Below are 20,036 nucleotides of genomic sequence, written 5' to 3'. Positions count from 1 at the left end.
AGGTCCTCCCTGGTTCGGCCCGCCGTCACGGCGGGTGGTGTGTGGTCGGTCGGTGTCCGCTCCGTGTCCCCGTACCCGGAGCGGGCCGCCTGATGCCGCCCGACCGAGGACCGGAGACCGGGGCTGGACGGCCGGGGCCGTATGACGGGACCGGATGACCGCGACTGACCGCGCGCAATACGGGCAGCCGAAGGGCATGGCTGTTCTCAGGAAATGCGCACGTCCGATGCTCGCCTCCGTCTTCGTCACGGGCGGGCTGCAGACCCTACGGGACCCTCGACGCGCGGCCCCCGCCGCCGAGCCCGTGGTCGCGCCCGTGGCCTCCCGGATTCCCTGGCTCACCGAGGACCCCGAGCGGCTCGTCCGCATCAACGGCGCGGTCCAACTGGGCGCCGGCCTGATGCTGGCGACCGGCCGCGTCCCGCGCGTCGCGGCCCTCGCGCTCGCCGGCACGCTGGTGCCGACGACCCTGGCGGGGCACGCGTGGTGGAAGGAGAAGGACCCGGAGCAACGGGCCGCCCAGCGTACCCAGTTCACCAAGAACCTCTCACTGTTCGGCGGCCTCCTCGTCGCGGCGGCCGACACCCATGGCAAGCCGTCCGTCGCCTACCGCACCCGCACCGCGGCCGCGACCGGTCGCAAGGCGGCCCGCCGCACCCGCCGCGACGCCACGAAGGCGCTGAGCGGAGCGGCGGGGAACGCGAAGGGGACGGTCCGGTCGCTGACCGGGAGCGCGCAGAAATCGGTCGCCCGCCAACAGAAGGCTGTGGCGCGCCGTTTCTGACGCGGTGAGGTCGTGAAAGGTTCAGACCTCTGATGTGAAAGCGCTTGCTGCCAAGGTGGGGGAGTGGCACCCTCGTGGCCGCCCCACCCCCCACCTCGCAGGAGTACGCCGTGAACCGGACCGCGAAGACACTGACCTCGGCAGGCGGCATGGTCGTGGCCGGAGTTCTGGCGTGGGCCGTCGCCGCGCCGCACGGCGGCGGTGCCGCGGCGCACGACAAGGGCAAGCCCATCGAGCGGGCCAGGAGCGCCCAGAACGCCGACAACGCCAAGAGCGTGCTGTGGGACGGTGACGCGTCCCATGGGCTCGGTGTCTTCGGGACCACGCTGTGCGACGCTCCCGGCAGTGTCACCGTCGACAACTGGGGCACGGCCCGCGGTGACTTCTTCAAGTTCAACAAGCCCATCGGTGTGCCGCGCTGCGAGGCGCACAACGTGCGGACCGCAAGCGGTGAGTACGCCTTCCGCGACGGCCGGACGTACTGGTTCGGGTGGGACTCGATGACGAAGACGGGGGAGGCGCAGACCGTCTTCCAGTGGAAGTCCAACGGCACCAACGACCAGCACAGCCAGAACTATCCCGTCATCATGAAGGTCGAGGACGGCAGGCTGAAGGTCTGGTACGTCGCCCCCGGCGAGGAGTGGATCGCCATCGGCTCGGCCCCGTGGTCGGCCGGTGCCTGGCACTCCGTCCAGCTCGGCATCACCACGAGCTCCGGCGGCTCGGGGAAGCTCTCCGTGTACATGGACGGCAAGGAGATCGCCTCCCGCACCGGTGCCCGCACCTGGGACGATCTCGGCAACAAGCCGCGGTGGGGCACCTATTGGGGCACCGACTCCAGTACGGCGGCCATCAACTGGATCGACGGCCTTGCGATGGGGGAGTCCCGGGCCGACGTCGACTGAGTCCCTCGCGCGGGACTGGTTCGGCCGCGGGGTTGCGGGCATCCGGCCGGTATGACGACACGTGATGAGCACAGCGGCGCGTACGGAATGGGTGAGATGGAGCGCGGCACCCAGCAGAGACTCGAGGCGCGGCAGCGCATGCGGACCCTGGCCTGGGGCGCCCTGTGCATCCTGCTCGCCGTGTGGTCCGTGGCCTGGGGTGTGGGCGCCGCCAGGGGCACGGCCAACGCGTGGGCGTACTTCATCCCCGGGGTCGCCCTGCTGGCGCTCGCGCTGTGGGCGCGCCGCTCGGCCGTCCGCAACAGCCCGCCGCGGCACCTGTGACGCGCACGGACTGGGCGTGGGTGCCGACGCAGGCGGGCGTGGGCACCGCTCCGGAGGTGTGCCGAGACCATATGTGGATACTCTCCGTATATGCGACACCATGATCTCCTCGTCCTCGGCGTCGGCTCCGGAAACGTGCTGATCGACGACCGCTTCTCCCATCTGGACGTCGCCGTCGTGGCGGAGGGCCCCTTCGGCGGCACCTGCCTCAACGCGGGCTGCATCCCCAGCAAGATGCTCGCCGTGACGGCCGAGGTGGCCGACGGCGTGCGGGAAGCGGGCCGGCACAACGTGCGGGCGACGTCGGACGGCATCGACTGGCCGGCCGTCCAGGAGCGCGTCTTCGGCCGCCTCGACGCCGTGGCGCGGGACGGCGAGGACGACCGTCGCGCCTCGGACTTCGTGACCGTGTACCGGGGTCACGCCCGGTTCACCGGAGAGCGCGAGCTCCTGGTCGAGACGGACGACGGGCCCGAGACGCTGCACGCGGACCGTATCGTCGTCGCGGCGGGCGGCCGACCCGTCGTCCCGCCCCCGGTGGCCGACTCCGGTCTGCCCTACGAGACGTCCGACACCGTGATGCGGCTGGACGAGGTGCCCGAGCGGATGGTGGTTCTCGGCGGCGGCTACATCGCGGCCGAACTCGCCCACGTCTTCCACGCGGCGGGCACCTCCGTCACGGTCGTCGAGAAGAAGGAGACGCTCCTCGCCGAGCAGGACGAATCGGTCGCGTCGGCCTTCACCGACGCCGTCCGCGACCAGTACGACCTGCGGCTCGGTCGCGAGCTCGTCCGCGTGGAGGGAAGCCCCGGACAGCTGCGCATCACCCTCGACGACGACTCGGTCATCGAGGCCGACGCGCTGCTCGTCGCCGTGGGCCGCAAGCCCAACAGCGACACGCTCGACCTGGACAAGGCGGGCATCACGTGCGACGACAACGGCATGATCGAGGTCGACGCGCAGTTGCGCACCGGCGCCACCGGCGTCTGGGCGCTCGGCGACATCGTCCCCGGGCCGCCCCTGAAGCACGTGGCCAACCGCGAGGCCGAAGTCGTGGCCCACAATCTCCTGCACCCCGACGCGCCGCGCACGATGTCGTACGACGTGGTGCCCGCGGCCGTGTTCACGCGCCCCCAGATCGCCCAGGTGGGCCTCACCGAGCAGGAGGCCCGGGAGCAGGGCAAGGAGTTCGTGGTCGGCACGCGCGCATACGAGGACGTGGCGTACGGCTGGTCGCTGGAGGAAACCCGGGGATTCTGCAAGGTGTTGGTGGATCGAGGGACCGGCCGCCTGCTCGGCGCCCACGTGCTGGGGCCGCAGGCCGCCACCCTCGTCCAACCGCTCGTCCTCGCGATGACCTTCGGGCTGACGGCGCGGGACGTCGCCGAGCGTCCGCTGTGGATCCATCCGGCCCTGACCGAAGTGGTCGAGAACGCCCTGCGCGACGCCATGTGACATCTCGGCACGCGGCACGGAACAACGGGAGGTCTTCGCACAGGCCTCCCGTTTTCACGTGATCATCCCGGCTAGGTTAGGTTAGCCTTCCCTGAGTGCGGACCGGGGGAAGAGAGTCCGTGCTGCGTGTTTCGAAGGAGCCGTCCGATGAACCAGACCCTGTCGCCCGAGCGCGTCCGCGCCGACATCGCGGAGCTGCTCGACTGCGACCCCGCCGAGATCGCGCCGGACGAGGACCTGTTCGACCTCGGTCTGGACTCGGTGCGGATCATGACCCTGGTTCAGCGGTGGCGTGCCGCGGGAGCGACCACGCTCGAATTCCCCGACCTGGCCGAGCAGCCCGAACTGGGCCACTGGACGGCACTCCTGACGGAGCGTGCCGCATGACCCGGGTCGACCACCGCCACCGCCACCTGGACCGGATCGCCGAGGTCCGCGCGGGACGGCACGCCGAGAAGGTGGGCTATCCGATCGGCATCCGCGAGGCCGAGATCGTACGCACCGTCAAGGTCGGCGAAGGCCTGCTGCGGCTGACCCTGGGCGGACCCGGCACCGAGGGGTTCGAGGCACACGCTCCCGACGAGCACGTGAAGCTCATCTTCCCCGAACCGGACGGCGAGCTGCGGCTGCCCGAGCGCAACGGCGCGATGCTGCGCTGGCCCCGGCCCGCGCCCACCTCGCGTGAGTACACCGTGCGCCGCTACGACCCCGTCACGGGCGAACTCGACATCGACATCGTCCCGCACGAGGGCGGCCTCGCGTCGGACTGGGCGCACACGGTCGAGCCCGGCGCCGTCGTGCACGTCGCGGGCCCGCCCGGCGGCCTGATCGTCCCGCACGCCTACGACCGCTACCTGCTCGCCGGCGACATCACGGCGCTGCCCGCCATCGCGCGTCGGCTGGAGGAACTGCCGCGGACCGCGAAGGGCTGGGCGTTCGTCGAAGTGGCCGACGCCGACGAGGAGATCGAGCTGTCCGCGCCCGAGGGCTTCGAGGTGCACTGGCTGCACCGAGGCGGACTGCCCGCGGGCACGGGCGGCGCGCTGGAGCGGGCCGTGACCGCCGTGACCGTGCCCGCGGGGGAGCGCGTCTACGTGTGGGTCGCCGGCGAGGCGGGGCAGATCAAGCCACTGCGCCGCTGGGTCCGCGACGAGTTGGGGCTCGGCAAAGCGGACCACGACATCACCGGGTACTGGAAGCGCGGCGTCGCCGACTTCGACGAGGACGACCACTGATCCACCGGCCGGACAGGGCGCGCGACATCGTCACGCGCCCCGATCGACCTGCCGAGAGGGCCATCTATTAAGGTGAGCCTTACCTAAGTACCAAGGAGCGAAAACATGTCCATACGCAGATCGTCGGGCCTCGTCGGTGCCGTGGCGCTGGCACTGTTGGTGACCGGGTGCGGTTCGTCGGACGGCGGATCGGACGACTCGGGCAAGGGGAAGACCCGGACGTTCGCCGCGGACAACGGCAAGATCAAGATCCCGTCGAACCCGAAGCGCGTGGTGGCCACGGGTTACGCGGTCCCGGCCCTCATCGAGGGCGGCGCCCCCCTCGTCGGCATCTCGTCCTGGAAGCGGGGCGAGTCGATGATGAGCAAGCAGGACCTCGCCACGTACAAGAAGACGCCCAAGGTGGCGGGCGAGCTCGCGACCGAGACCAACTACGAGGCCATCGCCGAGGCCGAGCCCGACCTGATCGTCATCGGTGTCCCCGCCCCGGTCCTCGGCGACATCGACGTCAAGCGGCTCGAAGGCATCGCCCCCGTCGTCGCGATCGGCCCGACCGTGCCGTCCGCCTGGCGCGATCTGGCCCACAAGCAGTCCGACGCGGCCGGCGCGCTGAAGAAGTTCGACGCCGCGAAGGAGAAGTACGAGGCCGAGGCCGACAAGCTGTCCAAGAAGTACGAGGACGTGCTGCCCAAGCTGAAGCTCGGCCACGTCGGCGCGTACGGCGAGACCGCGAAGGGCACGTTCCAGCGGGAGTTCGGCGGCTCGTGGGGCACCAACATCGCCGAGGACGTCGGCGCCAAGTACTACGGCAAGGTCAAGAAGCCCGGCCCCGGCTCGAAGGCCGTCAGTGAGTACCCCTCCATCGAGGAACTGCCGGACGCCCTCGGCAAGGCCGACGCCATCACCTACTCCGTCAACCCCGACGGCAGCGTCCCGAAGCCGGTCAAGTACGTCATGGACTCCAAGCTCTGGAAGAACCTGCCCGCCGTCAAGGCGGGCAAGACCTTCCCGATCCGCTACACCGAGGCCGCGACGTACGGGCAGGCCATGCAGACCCTGGGCGCGATCGACACGTCGTTCGCTCCGCTCCTGAAGCGGTGACCGTCGCGGGCCGCGCCTGTGAGGCGGCCGGAACCAGAAAGGCCGTGTCGCGGACCGGCCTGCTCGTCGGCGGCCTCGTCCTGCTCGCCGTCGTCGCCGTGCTCAGCATCGGCATCGGTGCCCGCTCGGTCGCGCCCGGTGAGGTCGTACGGGCCCTGTTCGACTACCAGGGCTCCCACGACGACCACGTCATCGTGCGGGATGTCCGCGCACCGCGCGCCCTGCTCGCCATCGCGGTGGGCGCGGCCCTCGCGGTGGCGGGCGCCCTCATCCAGACGCTGGCCCGCAACCCGCTCGCGGAACCCGGCATCCTCGGGGTCACCGCGGGCGCCGGATTCTCCGTCACCATCGGCTCGGCCCTCGGGCTGACGGTCAATCAAGCCGGTGAGCTGGGCTTCGCGGTCGTCGGCTCGGTCGTCGCCGCGCTCCTCGTCGTCGCGGTCGGACGGCATTCGCCGCTGCGCCTGGTGCTCGCGGGCGTCGCCCTGACCGCCGTCCTGAACGGCGTCGCCCTGGGTCTGCGGCTGATGCTTCCCGACACCTTCGACGCGTACCGGTTCTGGTCGGTCGGCTCGCTCGCGGCGCGCGAACAGGCCCCCATGGCGCTGCCCATGACGGTCATCGCCCTCGCCCTGACCGGCGCGCTGCTCCTGAGCCGGGCGCTGAACGCCCTGTCGCTCGGCGAGAGCGTCGCGCACACCCTGGGCGCGAACGTCGGACGGGTGCGGATCGCCGCCCTCGTACTGATCACCGTGCTCAGCGGCGCGGCGACCGCGGTGGCGGGACCCATCCTGTTCGTCGGTCTGATCGTGCCGCACCTGGTCCGCAGGCCCGCGGGCGGCTCCGTGCCGTGGCTGGTCCTCTACACGATGGTGCTCGGCCCGATCCTGCTCCTCGTCGCCGACATCGGCTCGCGCGTCCTGCTGCCCACCGGCGAGGTGCCGGTGGCCATCGTGACCGCGTTCCTCGGCGGCCCCATGCTCATCTGGGCCGTGCGCCGCTACGGGGCGGGGTCGCTGTGAACACACTCGTGACGAAAAGAGCCGTGCACACACTCCTGCCGAGAACCGAACGCCGCACGGTGGTCCTCGTCGCCGTCATGACCGTCCTGATGCTCGGCCTCGGCCTGCTCGGACTCTGCTACGGCACGTCATGGTCCACCCCCGGCGAGGTGTTCGCCTCGCTGACCGGCACCGACCACTCCGTCGTCATCTCCGACTGGCGGCTGCCCCGCGTCCTCGCCGGACTGGTCTTCGGAGCCGCCCTCGGCGTCGCGGGCGCCCTCTTCCAGAACCTCACCCGCAACCCGCTGGGCAGTCCCGACGTGATCGGACTCGACGCGGGCGCCTACACCGGCGCCCTCTTCGCCCTCACGGTCCTCTCGGGCACCTCCGCCCAACTGGCCACCGGATCGGTGGTCGGCGGACTGATCATCGCCGCCGTGATCTACCTGCTCTCGTTCGACCGCGGCTTCTCCGGCCTCCGCCTCGTCGTGATCGGCATCGCCGTCAACGCGATGGTGACCGCGATCAACTCGTGGATCGTGCTCCGCGCCGACCTGGAAGTCGCGATCGCCGCCGTCGGCTGGAGCGCGGGCTCCCTCGCCGGCGTCGGCTGGGAGGACCTCGGCATCCCCTTCACGGTCATCGCCGTGCTCCTCGCCCTCATGGCGTCGCGGGCACACGCCATGCACCAGGCGGCACTCGGCGACGCGATCGCCGTGACCACCGGCGTCGGCCTGGGCAGGCTCCGGCTGCTCATGGTGCTCGTCGGTGTCGGCTGCACCGCCACGGTGACCGCCGTCGCCGGACCGATCGCGTTCATCGCCCTCGCCGCCCCGCAGATCGGCCGCAGGCTCGCGGGCGCCGCCGGCGTACCGCTGCTCCCCGCCGCGCTGACCGGCGCGGTGCTGCTCCAGGGCGCCGACCTGATCGCCCAGATGCTCCTCGCACCCGTCGCCCTGCCGGTCGGCGTGGTGAGCACCGCCATCGGCGGCTGCTACTTGATTTGGCTGCTCAGCAAGGAGGTGGCGCGCGCGTGACCGCACGCCTGACCGCGCGGGACATCACCCTGCGCTACGGAGACCGGGTGGTCTCCACACGGCTGAACCTGGACGTCCCCGACGGCGCGTTCACCGCCATCGTGGGCCCCAACGCCTGCGGCAAGTCCACCCTGTTGCGCGCCCTCGTGCGGCTGCTGCGCCCCCACGAGGGGCGCGTCGAGTTCGACGGCCGCGAAGTCGGCGGCTACCCCGCCAAGGCCCTCGCCAAGCAGCTCGGCTTCCTGCCGCAGGACCCCCTCGCACCCGAGGACATCAAGGTCCGCCAGCTCGTGGCCAGGGGCCGCTTCCCGCACCAGTCGCTGCTCGCCCTGCGGTCGCCCGACGACGACGCGGCCATCGACGAGGCGATGGTGGCCGCGGGCGTCGAGGACCTCGGTGACCGGCCCGCGCAGCAGCTGTCCGGCGGACAGCGCCAGCGCGTGTGGATGGCGATGGTCCTGGCCCAGGAGACGCCCTACCTCCTGCTCGACGAGCCGACGTCGTTCCTCGACATCACGCACCAGTACCAACTGCTCGGCCTGCTCGCCAGGTTGCGCGACGAGGGCCGCACCGTCATCGCCGTGCTCCACGACATCAACCAGGCGTGCCGCTTCGCCGATCACCTCGTCGCCATGAAGGACGGCCGGGTCGTCGCCGAGGGCGACCCCGGGGACATCGTGGACGCCGCGCTGATCAAGGACGTCTTCGACCTGCCGAGCGTCATCGTCCCCGACCCGGTCACCGCCACGCCGATGGTCGTCCCCACCCTGCAAGGAGAGTAAGTTGAGCACCGCAAGCGTCTCCTCGGACGGCCTGCTTCCCCTGACCGGCGCCCAATTGGGCATCTGGAACGCACAGCGCCTGGAGCCCGACTCGCCGTACTACGTGGTCGGCGACGTCGTGGAGATATCCGGCGCCGAACCCGTCGACGTCGACGCGCTCGTCGAGGCCGTCCGGGCCACCACCGAGGAAGCCGAGACGCTGCGGCTGCGCGTGTACGACACCCCGGAAGGGCCGCGCCAGACGGTTTCCCGGGACCCCGTCGCCGCACCGGAGGTGATCGACGTCAGCGGGGACCCCGACCCGGTCGCCGCCGCCCACGCCCTCGTCGACGCCGAACGGGCCCGGACGGGCGCCGCCTGCCGGGGCATGGTGGACCGGCCGCTGTACGCGCGTACCGTCATCAAGCTCTCCGACCGCGAGGTCTGGTACACCCAGCTCGGCCACCACCTCATCTTCGACGGCTACACCGCCGCGATGCTCGCCCGCCGCACCGCCGCCCGCTACACCGCCCTCGTCAACGGCACCGAGCCCCGCACGTCGACGTTCGGCGGGTTCGCCGCCCTCGTCGAGGCCGACCGGGCCTACCGCGAGAGCGACCGCTTCACCGAGGACCGCGCGTACTGGGTCGAGCGGTTCACCCCGCTCCCCGAACTCGGCGACGACGCCGACGCCGCCGCGGGCGCGCCGGACAGCACGCTGACCGCCCGCGCCGCCCTCACCCCCGACGAGACGGCCGCACTCCGCGCGTTCGCCGACGCCGAGGGCGTCACCTGGGGCGAGGCGCTCGTCGCCGCCTATGCCGCGTTCCTGCACCGCATGCTGGGCCGCACCGACGTCGTCTTCGCCCTGCCGCTCATGTGCCGCACGGGCTCGGTCGAGCTGCGCACCCCCGCCATGGCCGTCAACGTGCTGCCGCTGCGCGTCACCGTGCAACCCGGCGACGCCTTGGGCGAGTTGAGCCGCCGCGTCGCCACCGCCATGAAGGAGATGCGCGACCACCAGCGCTACCGCGGCGAGGACCTGCCCCGCGACCTCGGCGTGCCCGGCGCGGGCGCGCTCCTGCACGGACGCGGCATCAACCTCAAGGCCTTCGACCTCGCCCTCGACTTCGCGGGCGCCGGCGGCGTGATGCGCAACGTCGCGGGCGGCCCGCCCGAGGACATGGGCCTGAGCATCCTGCCCGCCCGCGACGGAGGCCTGCTGCTCGGCTTCGAGGTCGACGCCAGGTCCCAGGACCAGGCCTCCGTGGACGGCCTCCTCTCCGGCCTGCGCGCCCTGCTCGCCGGGCTGATCGACGGCCGGCCCGTCGGCCGGATCCCGCTCGCCGGAAGCGCGCAGGACACCGAACGCCTCCTCGCGGCCTGGTGCCCGCCCGCCCTGCCCGGCGCACCCGCCGACATCCCGGCCGCGTTCGACGCGATGGTCGCCGCCGACCCCGGACACACCGCCCTGGTGTGCGGCGACGACCGGCTGACCGCCGCCGAACTGGCCGACCGCGTGCACCGCCTCGCCCGCGCCCTGCGCGCCCGCTCCATCGGCACCGACGACGTCGTCGCCCTCGCGCTGCCCCGCTCCGCCGACTCCGTCGTCGCCCTCCTCGCCGTACTCGACGCGGGCGCCGCCTTCCTGCCCCTGGACACCGCGTACCCCACCGAGCGGCTGCGCGGCCTCATCGACGACACCCGCCCCGCGCTGGTGCTCACCGCCGCCGACGACATCGACGGAGTGCCGTGGAGCACGCTGCTCGACGAGGCCGCCGACCTCTCCGGCGCCCCTCTGACCGACGGTGAACTGGCCGCGCCCCGCCACCCCGAACACCTCGCCTACGTCATCCACACCTCCGGATCGACCGGCCGCCCCAAGGGCGTGCTCGGCCGGGCCGGCGGCCTCGCCGCGCTCCTGCACCACCAGCGCTCGACGGTCGTCGCCGAGGCCGAGGGCGCCGCGGGCAGACAACTGCACGTCTCCCACACCTACTCCTTCGCCTTCGACTCCGCGTTCGACCACCTGATCTGGCTGCTCTGCGGGCACCGGCTGCACGTGTACGACACCGAGACGGCCCGCGACGCCGACGCCCTGCTCGCCGCGTACGCCCGCGACGCCATCGACATCGTCGACACCACGCCGTCCATGGCGGCGCCGCTGATCGACGGGGGCCTCCTCGACCGCAGGCCCACGCTCCTCGTCCTCGGCGGCGAGGCCACCCCGCCCGCCCTGTGGCAGCGCGTCGCCGCGTCCGGCATCACCGCACGCAACATGTACGGTCCGACCGAGGCCACCGTCGACGCCACCACCGCCCGCGTCGACGGCGGCGAGCCGACCATCGGCCACCCCCTCGCGGGCACCCGCGTCTACGTCCTCGACAGCGCGCTGCAGCCCGTCTCGCACGGCCGCACCGGTGAGCTGTACCTGGCGGGCCCGCACCTGGCCCGCGGCTACCTCGGCCGTCCCGGGGCGACCGCCGACCGGTTCGTCGCCGACCCCTTCGGCCCGCCCGGCGCGCGCATGTACCGCACCGGCGACCTCGCCCGCTGGATACCGGGCCGCGGCCTCACCTACCTCGGCCGCGGCGACGGACAGGTCAAGATCCGCGGCCACCGCGTGGAGACCGGCGAGGTCGAGGCCGCGCTCGGCGCCGTGCCCGGCGTCACCGCGGCCGCCGCCACCGTCCGCTCCTCCCGACTCATCGGGTACGTCGTGTCCACCTCCGTCACCGGCGAGGCGGTCCGCGCCGAACTGGCCGCGCGGCTGCCCGAGCACATGGTGCCCGCGGCCGTGGTGGTCCTCGATGAACTGCCCGTCACCACCAACGGCAAGCTCGACCGGGCCGCCCTGCCCGCCCCCGCGACCTCAGGCGGCGGCCGTGAGCCGAGCACGGAGCGGGAACGGCTCCTGTGCGCCGTCCTCGCCGACGTCTTCGAGGTCGAACGCGTCGGGGTCGACGACGACTTCTTCTCCCTCGGCGGCGACAGCATCACCGCGATCACCATCAGCAGCCGCCTCCGGGCGAAGGGCCTCGAACTGCGCCCGCGCGACCTCCTCGCCCGCCGCAGCTTCGCCGCGCTCGCCGCCTCCGCCACCCTCGTGGAGGACGTCACGGGCCCGGTGGACGAGCCGACCGGGCCCGTGCCCGCCCCGCCCATCGTGCGCGGCCTCCTCGACCCGCACCCGGACGTCGACACCGTCGCCGGATACGCCCAGTGGACCGCCCTGCACGTCGACGACGACCTCACCCACGGCGACCTCGTCGCGGGCGTGCAAGCGGTCCTCGACCACCACGACGCGCTGCGGCTGCGCGTGGACGACGGACTCGACGTGCTGCCCCGCGGCGCGGTGCGCGCCGTCGTCGACGAGGTCCACGGCGAGGACGACGTCACCGCGCTCGCCGAACGCCTCGCCGCCCAACTCGACCCGCGTACGGGCGACGTGGTGCGAGCCGCGCTGCTCCGTACCGGCGACAGCGCGGCGGACCGGCTCGTCATCGTCGTCCACCACCTCGCCATGGACGGCGTGTCCTGGCGGATCCTCCTGCCCGACCTGCACACCGCCTGCACGGGCGCCGCACTCGAACCCGGCGGCACGTCCTGGCGGCGCCACGCCACGCTCCTCGCCGAGCAGGGCGCGTCCGGCGCCCGCCGCTCCGAACTCGACCACTGGCGCGCCGCCCTCGGCTCCGCCTCCCGGCTCGGCGCCCGCCCCCTCGACCAGAAGCGGGACACCGTCGCGACCGCCCGCCGGTCCGTCACGGTCGCCTCGCCCGAGGTCACCGAGGCGCTCCTCACCACGCTGCCCACGGCCTACCGCGCCGGGGTCGACGAAGTGCTGCTCGCCGCCCTGGTGCTCGCTCTGCGCGAGTCGGGCCCCGTGGACGACGACGCGGTGACCGTCACCATGGAGGGCCACGGCCGCGAGCACCTCGACCTGTCGCGCACGGTCGGCTGGTTCACCAGCGAGTACCCGGTCCGCGTCCCTCTGGCAGGCGGCGTGGGGCAGGTGCTGCGCGCGGCCAAGGAGGCCCGGCGCGGCGTCCCCGACGCCGGGATCGGCTACGGCGTCCTGCGCCACCTCGACCCGGAGGCAGGCGCCGAGCTCGGCGCCGTCGCGCCGCCCGACGTCCTGCTCAACTACCTGGGCCGCTTCGGATCGCTGCCCGGCACCGGCTGGCGCCTGCCCGAGCGCGACGCGTTCTCCGTCATCGAGCCCGACGCCAAGGCACTCGAACAGGTCCTCGCCCTCAACTGCTTCGTCCACGAGGAGGGCGCGCCCCGGCTGGCCGTCGAGTGGACGGCCGCGTCCGAGGTGCTCGGCACCGAAGCGGTCGAAGGCCTCCAGGCCGCCTGGACCGCCGCGCTCGACGCGCTCGCCGAGCACGCGCGCCACACCGCAGGCGGACTCACCCCGTCGGACCTGCCGTTCGTCGACCTCGACCAGCACACCATCGACGCCCTCGAACGCGGGGGCCGTGTCGCCGACGTCCTGCCCGCCACACCGCTGCAGGTCGGCCTCTCCTTCCACACCCTCGTCCGCGACGACCACGAGGCCGACGTCTACGTCGTGCAGGCCGTGACGACCCTCGTCGGGGAGGTGCGGCCGGAAGTGATGGCCGAGGCGGCACGCGAACTCCTCCGCCGACACCCCGCGTTGCGCGTCCACCTGGGCACGGCGGGCGACGACGTGGTGCAGGTCGTCCCCGCCGACGTCCACCTCGACTGGCGCGAGGACGACCGGTTCCCCGAGGCCGCCCGCGAGGACCTGGAGCGCCCCTTCGACCCGGCGCGCCCACCGCTCATCCGCTTCCTGCTGTCCCGCGTCGGCCCGGACGAGCACAAGCTCGTCATCACCAACCACCACGCGCTGCTCGACGGCTGGTCCATGCCGATCGTCGGCCGCACCCTCCTCGCCCTCTACGCCGAACTGACCGGTGGCCCCGCCGCCCCCGCCGCCCCGCCGCTCTCCGAGTACTTCCGGTGGCTCGCGGACCGCGACCACGCGGCGTCGGTCAACGCCTGGCGGGACGCCCTCGCCGGCGTCGACGACGCGACCCGCCTCGCCCCCGCGAGCACCGGGACCGCCGTCGAGCGGCCCGGACGCGAAAGCGTCACCCTCGACCGCGAGTTCAGCGACCGGCTGCGTGCCTTCGCCCGCGAACAGGGCATCACCCTCACCACCGTCCTCCAGACCGCGTGGGGCCTGCTCCTCGGCAAGCTGACCGGGCGCCGCGACGTCGTCTTCGGCTGTCCCGTGTCGGGCCGCCCCGCCGAGGTCCCGGGCGTGGAGTCGATGATCGGACAGCTCGGCACCACCATCCCGGTACGCGTGCGGCACACCCAGGACCAGACCGCGAGCGACCTCATGGCGCACGTGCACGCCGAGAGCATCGCGCTCGCCGAGCACCACCACGTCGGCCTGCCCGGCATCCAGCGGGCGGTCGGCGTCGGGGAACTCTTCGACACCATGCTGGTGATGGAGAACTTCCCGCTGTCCAGCAGGAAGCGCACCCCGCTCGCCCCCGGACTGGACCTGACGGGCGTCGACATCACCGACGCCACGCACTACGCGCTCACCGTCATCGTCATCCCCGACGACGAGATCACCATCGGCCTCGGCTACCAGCCGCACGCCTTCGACGCGCACACCGTCCGCGACTACGGCCGCTGGCTGCACCACCTCCTGCGCGAGATCGTCGCCGACCCGGCGCGCCCCGCCCTGCGGCTCCCCGCACTCGGCGCCGACGAGCGCGAGCGGATCCTGCGCACCGGCACCGAGATCGTCCCCGCCAAGGCGCGCGGCCACTGGCTCGACGAGTTCGCCGCCCAGGTGCGCCGCAAGCCCGACGCCGAAGCCGTCGTCTGCCGCGACCGCAGCCTCAGCTACACCGAACTCGACCGCGAGGCCAACCGCCTCGCCCACGCGCTGATCGCCCGCGGCGTCCGCCCGCAGGACCCGGTCGCCGTGCTGCTCGGCCGCGACATCGAGATGACCGTCGCGCTGTTCGGCGTGGCCAAGGCCGGTGCGGTGTACGTGCCGATGGACGCGAGCTACCCGCGGGAGCGCCTCGCGTTCATGTTCGACGACATCGCCCCGACCGCCGTGGTGTCGACCGGCGCCGATCTGCCCGTCGACCGCGACATCCCCGTCCTGCGCCTCGACGACCCCGCCACCCTCGCCGCCGCCCCGGACACCGATCCGACCGGGGCCCGCGCCCGCCTCACCGAGGACGCCCTCGCGTACGTCATCTACACCTCGGGAACCACCGGGCGCCCCAAGGGTGTCGGCGTGACCCACCGGGGCGTGCCCGACCTGATCGCGCTGCAGGAAGAGGTCGTCGGCGTCACCGAGCACGACCGGTACCTGCACTTCGCGTCGACCAGCTTCGACGTCGCGTTCTGGCAGACGATGGTGCCGCTCCTGTCCGGCGGCACGTCCGTCATCGCCCCCGAGGAGGTGCGCGTCCCCGGCGACGAACTCCTCGACTACATCGTCGAGCACCGGGTGACGGGCGTGAACCTGCTGCCGTCGTTCCTCGCCGCGATGCCCGACGACCGCACCGTCGACCCCGACGTGTTCTTCGTCGTCGGCGCCGAACGCCTCGACCCCGAACTGGCGCGGCGCTGGGGGCAGGGACGCCGGGCGCTCTTCAACGCGTACGGCCCGACCGAGGTCACCATCAACTCCGTGACCTGGCACTACGACCCGGACGACGAGGGGCCGCTGCCCATCGGGCTGCCCGACCCGAACGTCCGCGCGTACGTCCTCGACGGCGGCCTCCAGCCGGTCGGCGTGGGCGTGACGGGTGAGCTGTATCTCGCGGGGCCCAGCCTGGCCCGCGGCTACCTGGGGCGTCCCGGCCTCACCTCCGAGCGGTTCGTCGCCGACCCGTTCGGGCCGCCCGGCGAGCGCATGTACCGCACCGGCGACCTGGTGCGGTGGCGGCCCGACGGACAGCTGGTGTTCCTCGGCCGCGTCGACCACCAGGTCAAGGTCCGTGGTTTCCGCGTCGAGCTCGGCGAGATCGAGTCCACGCTCACCGCGCACCCCGACGTCCGCGCCTGCGCCGTCATCGTCCGCGACGGACGGCTCGTCGGCTACGTCATCCCGACCGACGGCGCCGACCTGGACACCGCCCGCGTACGGGAGTTCCTCGCCGAAGAGCTGCCCGACCACATGGTCCCGACCGTCCTCGTGCCCATCGACCGGCTGCCACTGAGCCCCAGCGGCAAGCTCGACCCGACCGCACTGCCCGCCCCCGAGACCGTGACCGCCGCACGCCGCGAACCCGCCACCGAGGCCGAAGCGGTCCTGCTGGGCGTCTTCCGTGACGTCCTCGCCACCGATGCCATCGGCCCCGACGACGACTTCTTCGCCATCGGCGGCGACAGCATCGTGTCGCTGCAAGTCGTCTCCCGCGCCCGCCGCCAGGGCCTCGGCCTGACCGCAAGGGACGTCTTCGAGGGGGCGACGGTCGCCGGCATCGCGGCCCGCGCCCGCACCCTCGACGACGGTGACGCCCCCGCGACCGGCGACGCGCCGCTCACCCCGATCATGCGCGACCTGCTGCGCCGCGCCGGAACCGCCGCCGACGGCTTCTGCCAGTGGGTGGAGATCTGCGTCCCGCCCGGCGGCGACACGGGGGAGTGGCAGGCCGTGCTCCACGCGCTCCTCGCCCGGCACGACGTGCTGCGGGCCCGCCTCGGCGCGGACGTCCTGCACATCCCGCAGGCCGGCGCGGTCACCGGCGCCGACATCCTCACCGTCGTCCGCGCCGCCGACGGTGACCTGCGCACCCTCGTCGACGCCTGCGTCACCGGCATCCGGGACGCGATGGACCCGCGCACAGGGCCGCTGCTGCGGGCCCTGTGGGTGGACGCCGGACCCGACCGGCCGGGCAGGCTCGTCCTCGTCGCCCACCACCTGGTCGCCGACGGCGTGTCCTGGCGCATCCTGCTCGACGACGTACGACATGCGTACACCGGAGGCGAGTTGACCCGGCACGGGCAGTCCTTCCTCGGCTGGGCGCAGTCCCTGCGCGAGGCGGACCGCCGGGACGAACTCCCGCACTGGCAGCGGATGACCCCCACCCCGGCCCTCACCGCACCTCTGGACCCCGCGAGGGACACCGTCGCCACCGCACGCCACCACGAGATCCACCTCGACACCGACAGCACCCGCGCGCTGATCACGACCCTCCCCGCCGCCCACCGCACCACACCGGACGCCGTGCTGCTCACCGCGCTCGCCCGCGCCGTCCGGGCCTGGCGCGGCACACCGCAGGTCCTTGTCGCGCTGGAGAGCCACGGCCGCCCGCGGCACGTCGACCTCTCCCAGACCGTCGGCTGGTTCACCGCCGTCCATCCGGTACGCCTCGACGCGGACGACGACGTGCAGCGGGTCAAGGAGCGGCTGCGCGCCCAGGGCGACGGACTCGGGTACGGCATCCTCACCACGGCGGGCCTCCTCGACCCCGTCACGCCGGAGATCGCCTGGAACTACCTCGGACAGTTCCCCGGCGCCCCCACCGACGAGACACCGTGGCAGCCGTCCCCGGACGCCGACCCCCTCGGCTCCGGCGGCACCGACGCCCTGCCCCTGCCGCACAGCCTGATGGTCAACGCCCTCGTACGCGACGACGCGCTCGGGGTCCGCATCACCTGGCCCACCGCCCTGTTCACCGCCGCCGAGACGGAGGAACTCGCCGAGTGCCTGCGCACGGCACTCCTCGAACTCGCCGCCGCACCGGAGATCAGCGCACTCGACGGCGGGAGCGTCGCCGAGATCCAGCCGCTGACCCCGCTGCAAGAAGTGATGCTCCGGCACTCGCGCACCGAACGCCCCGACCCGTACACCGTGCAGTCGGCCTTCACCCTCGAAGGTCCGCTCGACCTCGACGCCCTGCGCACGGCGGGGGCCGACCTGATGGCCCGCCACCCGAACCTCGGCGCCGTCTTCCCCGCCGACCTCGCGGTGCTCCCCACGGCGCCGCGGCCGGACTTCCGCGTCGTCGAAGGGCCCGCGGACGAGGCACTCGCGGCGGACCTGGCCGAGCCGTTCGACCTCGCCGAAGGACCGCTCCTGCGTCTGACCGTGATCCGCGACGGCGCCGACCGCTCCCACCTCGTCATGACCAGTCACCACGTCCTCTCCGACGGCTGGTCCGCCCCGCGCATCCTCACCGAACTCTTCGACCTCTACACGGCGCGCAGCCGCGGCGTCCCCGCCGACCTGCCCGCCCCCGTCCCGTTCGGCGACTACCTGCGCTGGCGCGCCGACCACGAACCGGACCTCGGCCTCTGGACCACCGAACTGGCCGGACTGCCCGAAGGCGACTACCTGAGCGACGGCGAACCGGGCCCCGCCTGGCAGGAACCCGCGCTCATCACCTTCGACGCGGACCTCGTCGACGCCCTCACCCGCCTCGCCGCACGCCGCGGCCTCACCCGCAACACGCTGGTGCAGGGCGCCTGGTCGGTGCTGCTCGCGCGGCGCTCCGGCCGTACGGACGTCTGCTTCGGGGCCATGGTCGCCTGCCGTCCCCCGGAGCTCGCGGGCGTCGAGGAGATCGTCGGCCTCCTCGCCAACACCGTCCCGGTCCGCGCTCGGCTCGCGGGCACCCTCGCCGAGACGCTCGCCGGGCTCCAGGCCGGCCAGCGCGGCCTGGTCGAGCACCACCACGTCGCCCTCTCCGACCTGGAGCGGCTGACCGGGCGGCGCAGGCTCTTCGACAGCATGGTGGTCTTCGAGAACTACCCGGTCGACCCGGACCGGCTCCGTGAACCCGCCCCCGGCCTCGCGGTCGTCGGCACCCGCTTCCGTGAGTCCACGCACCACCCGGTGACCCTGACGGTCATGCCGGACGGCGACGGCTGGACCGGCGTGCTCGCCCACCGCGCGGGGGTGCGCGTCGACGGTCTCGCGGACGAGCTCCTCGACCTGCTCCGCACCCTGGACGGGCACCTCGACCGCGACGTCCGCGACCTCCTGGAAGGCCGATGACCAGCGCTCCCGGAGGACGGACGACGGAGACCGCGCCACCACCGGCCGACCGGGTCGACGGACAGCTGCTGCGCATCGCGTTCATCCTGGTCCTCGGCACCTTCATGGCCACGCTGGACGCCACCATCGTCAGCGTCGGCATCGACCGCCTCACCGAGGAGTTCGACGCGTCGGTCGCCGACATCCAGTGGGTCAGCACCGCCTACCTCCTGGCCGTCGTCGCGGCCGTCCCCGCCTCCGGCTGGCTGGCCGACCGCTTCGGCGGCCGACGCACCTGGCTCGCCGCCGTGGGCGTGTTCCTGCTCGGCTCGGTGCTGTGCGCCCTCGCCTGGTCGGCGGCCAGTCTGATCGTGTTCCGGGTGGTCCAGGGGCTCGGCGGCGGGCTGCTGCCCGCGACCGGGCAGGCGCTGCTCGCGCGCGTCGCGGGACGCAACCGCACCGGCCGCGTGATCAGCGTCGTGGCCGTCGTCCCGCTGCTCTCCCCGGTGTTCGGCCCGCTCGTCGGCGGCGCCATCCTCAGCACGGCGTCCTGGCCGTGGCTGTTCCTCGTCAACCTGCCGATCGGCGCCGTCGCGGCCGTCCTCGCCCGCCGCTACGTGCCCGCGGTGCCCCCCGCGGAGCGGCGCACCGCGTTCGACCTGCGGGGCGCCGTGCTGCTGTCGCCCGGCCTCGCCGTCCTCGTGTACGGGCTGACCGAGGTCGCCCACGGCCGTGACGTGCCCGCGGCGCTGGGTGTGACGGCGGGCCTCACGATGCTGGCGGGCTTCGCCGTGCACGGGCTGCGCACCCGCGCCACCCCGCTGGTAGACCCCCGGCTGTTCGCCCGGCCGCCCTTCGGGGCGGCGGCCCTCGCGCTGCTCGTCCTCGGCGCGTCGGTGTTCGGCACGACGTTCCTGCTCCCGCTGTACTTCCAGAGCGGCCGCGGCCTCTCCGCGTGGGAGGCCGGGCTGCTGCTCGCCCCGCAGGGCCTCGGCGCGGCGGCCGGATCCGTCCTGGTCAACCGCACCATCGACAAGGTCGCACCGCGGACCCTCGTCGTCACCGGCATCGCCCTGATCCTCGCGGGGACGGTCCCGTTCACCCTGCTCGGCCACGAACCGCCGGACGCGGTGATCATCGCGGCGCTCGCGGTCCGCGGCATCGGCATGGCGATGATCGGCGCGCCCGTGATGAACATCGTCTACAGCCGCATCGAGCCGGCACACCTTCCGCGTGCGGCGGGAGCGCTCAACCTGCTGAACACGGTGGGCGGTTCGGTCGGCACGGCCGCCCTCGCCGTGGTCCTGGAGAACCGGCTCGCGGCCCGGGGCCCCGACGTCTCCGCGGCGTTCGGCGACACCTTCTGGTGGGTCCTCGGCTTCTGCCTGCTCGCCGCGGCGGGAGCGACGAGGCTGCCGAGGACCCGGCCCGGGAAATGA

The 20,036-nt window shown here is 73.2% G+C and carries 12 protein-coding genes; all 12 read left to right on the top strand.

Annotated features, from left to right (window positions below; translation table 11 throughout):
• Positions 1–196: 196 nt before the first annotated feature.
• The 12 genes from DEJ47_RS02625 to DEJ47_RS02570 all read left to right on the top strand — a co-directional run bounded on the left by DEJ47_RS02625 (position 197) and on the right by DEJ47_RS02570 (position 20,036).
• Entirely contained in the window at positions 197–784 is a 588-nt protein-coding gene (locus tag DEJ47_RS02625) for a DoxX family protein (protein WP_150175390.1), read from the top strand.
• A gap of 74 nt (positions 785–858) precedes the next feature.
• A complete protein-coding gene (locus DEJ47_RS02620; protein ID WP_150164519.1) occupies positions 859–1,689 on the top strand; it encodes a heparin lyase I family protein in 831 nt (276 codons plus the stop codon).
• 51 nt (positions 1,690–1,740) lie between these two features.
• Complete coding sequence (locus DEJ47_RS02615) at positions 1,741–2,013, top strand: hypothetical protein (RefSeq protein ID WP_223828204.1); 273 nt, start codon at positions 1,741–1,743, stop codon at positions 2,011–2,013.
• Between the two features lie 90 nt (positions 2,014–2,103).
• Positions 2,104–3,468 carry a mycothione reductase gene (locus tag DEJ47_RS02610; protein WP_150164517.1) on the top strand — a complete coding sequence of 455 codons (1,365 nt, stop codon included), beginning with the start codon at positions 2,104–2,106 and terminating at the stop codon, positions 3,466–3,468.
• 147 nt (positions 3,469–3,615) lie between these two features.
• Positions 3,616–3,855, top strand: a complete 240-nt coding sequence (locus DEJ47_RS02605; RefSeq protein ID WP_055569977.1) for a phosphopantetheine-binding protein — start codon at positions 3,616–3,618, stop codon at positions 3,853–3,855.
• A complete protein-coding gene (locus tag DEJ47_RS02600; RefSeq protein ID WP_150164516.1) occupies positions 3,852–4,703 on the top strand; it encodes a siderophore-interacting protein in 852 nt (283 codons plus the stop codon). Before DEJ47_RS02605 ends, DEJ47_RS02600 begins: the two co-directional genes overlap by 4 nt.
• 105 nt (positions 4,704–4,808) lie before the next feature.
• Positions 4,809–5,804, top strand: a complete 996-nt coding sequence (locus tag DEJ47_RS02595; RefSeq protein WP_150164514.1) for an ABC transporter substrate-binding protein — start codon at positions 4,809–4,811, stop codon at positions 5,802–5,804.
• Entirely contained in the window at positions 5,801–6,826 is a 1,026-nt protein-coding gene (locus DEJ47_RS02590) for a FecCD family ABC transporter permease (RefSeq protein WP_150164512.1), read from the top strand. Before DEJ47_RS02595 ends, DEJ47_RS02590 begins: the two co-directional genes overlap by 4 nt.
• A gap of 77 nt (positions 6,827–6,903) precedes the next feature.
• Positions 6,904–7,845 (top strand): FecCD family ABC transporter permease, encoded by a 942-nt coding sequence (locus tag DEJ47_RS02585; RefSeq protein ID WP_150175388.1) that lies wholly within the window; start codon positions 6,904–6,906, stop codon positions 7,843–7,845.
• On the top strand, positions 7,842–8,627 hold the full coding sequence (locus tag DEJ47_RS02580) for an ABC transporter ATP-binding protein (protein WP_150164510.1): 786 nt from the start codon (positions 7,842–7,844) through the stop codon (positions 8,625–8,627). Before DEJ47_RS02585 ends, DEJ47_RS02580 begins: the two co-directional genes overlap by 4 nt.
• Position 8,628: 1 nt before the next feature.
• Positions 8,629–18,618, top strand: coding sequence for a non-ribosomal peptide synthetase (locus tag DEJ47_RS02575; RefSeq protein ID WP_150164508.1), 9,990 nt, complete (start codon positions 8,629–8,631; stop codon positions 18,616–18,618).
• Complete coding sequence (locus tag DEJ47_RS02570; RefSeq protein WP_150164506.1) at positions 18,615–20,036, top strand: MDR family MFS transporter; 1,422 nt, start codon at positions 18,615–18,617, stop codon at positions 20,034–20,036. The genes DEJ47_RS02575 and DEJ47_RS02570 overlap by 4 nt, the downstream gene beginning before the upstream one ends.

Source organism: Streptomyces venezuelae, assembly GCF_008642355.1.
Classification (GTDB): Bacteria; Actinomycetota; Actinomycetes; order Streptomycetales; family Streptomycetaceae; genus Streptomyces; species Streptomyces venezuelae_B.
Note: the sequence above shows the minus strand (reverse complement) of the source record. Positions and strands in the feature narration are given on the sequence as shown.

What these genes read in the sequence shown, in the direction of transcription:
- DEJ47_RS02585 (WP_150175388.1), top strand. Translation starts at nt 6,904, where the DNA reads ATGACCGTCCTGATGCTCGGCCTCGGCCTGCTCGGACTCTGCTACGGC.
- DEJ47_RS02595 (WP_150164514.1), top strand. Translation starts at nt 4,809, where the DNA reads ATGTCCATACGCAGATCGTCGGGCCTCGTCGGTGCCGTGGCGCTGGCA.
- DEJ47_RS02615 (WP_223828204.1), top strand. Translation starts at nt 1,741, where the DNA reads ATGACGACACGTGATGAGCACAGCGGCGCGTACGGAATGGGTGAGATG.
- DEJ47_RS02600 (WP_150164516.1), top strand. Translation starts at nt 3,852, where the DNA reads ATGACCCGGGTCGACCACCGCCACCGCCACCTGGACCGGATCGCCGAG.
- DEJ47_RS02625 (WP_150175390.1), top strand. Translation starts at nt 197, where the DNA reads ATGGCTGTTCTCAGGAAATGCGCACGTCCGATGCTCGCCTCCGTCTTC.
- DEJ47_RS02570 (WP_150164506.1), top strand. Translation starts at nt 18,615, where the DNA reads ATGACCAGCGCTCCCGGAGGACGGACGACGGAGACCGCGCCACCACCG.
- DEJ47_RS02605 (WP_055569977.1), top strand. Translation starts at nt 3,616, where the DNA reads ATGAACCAGACCCTGTCGCCCGAGCGCGTCCGCGCCGACATCGCGGAG.
- DEJ47_RS02610 (WP_150164517.1), top strand. Translation starts at nt 2,104, where the DNA reads ATGCGACACCATGATCTCCTCGTCCTCGGCGTCGGCTCCGGAAACGTG.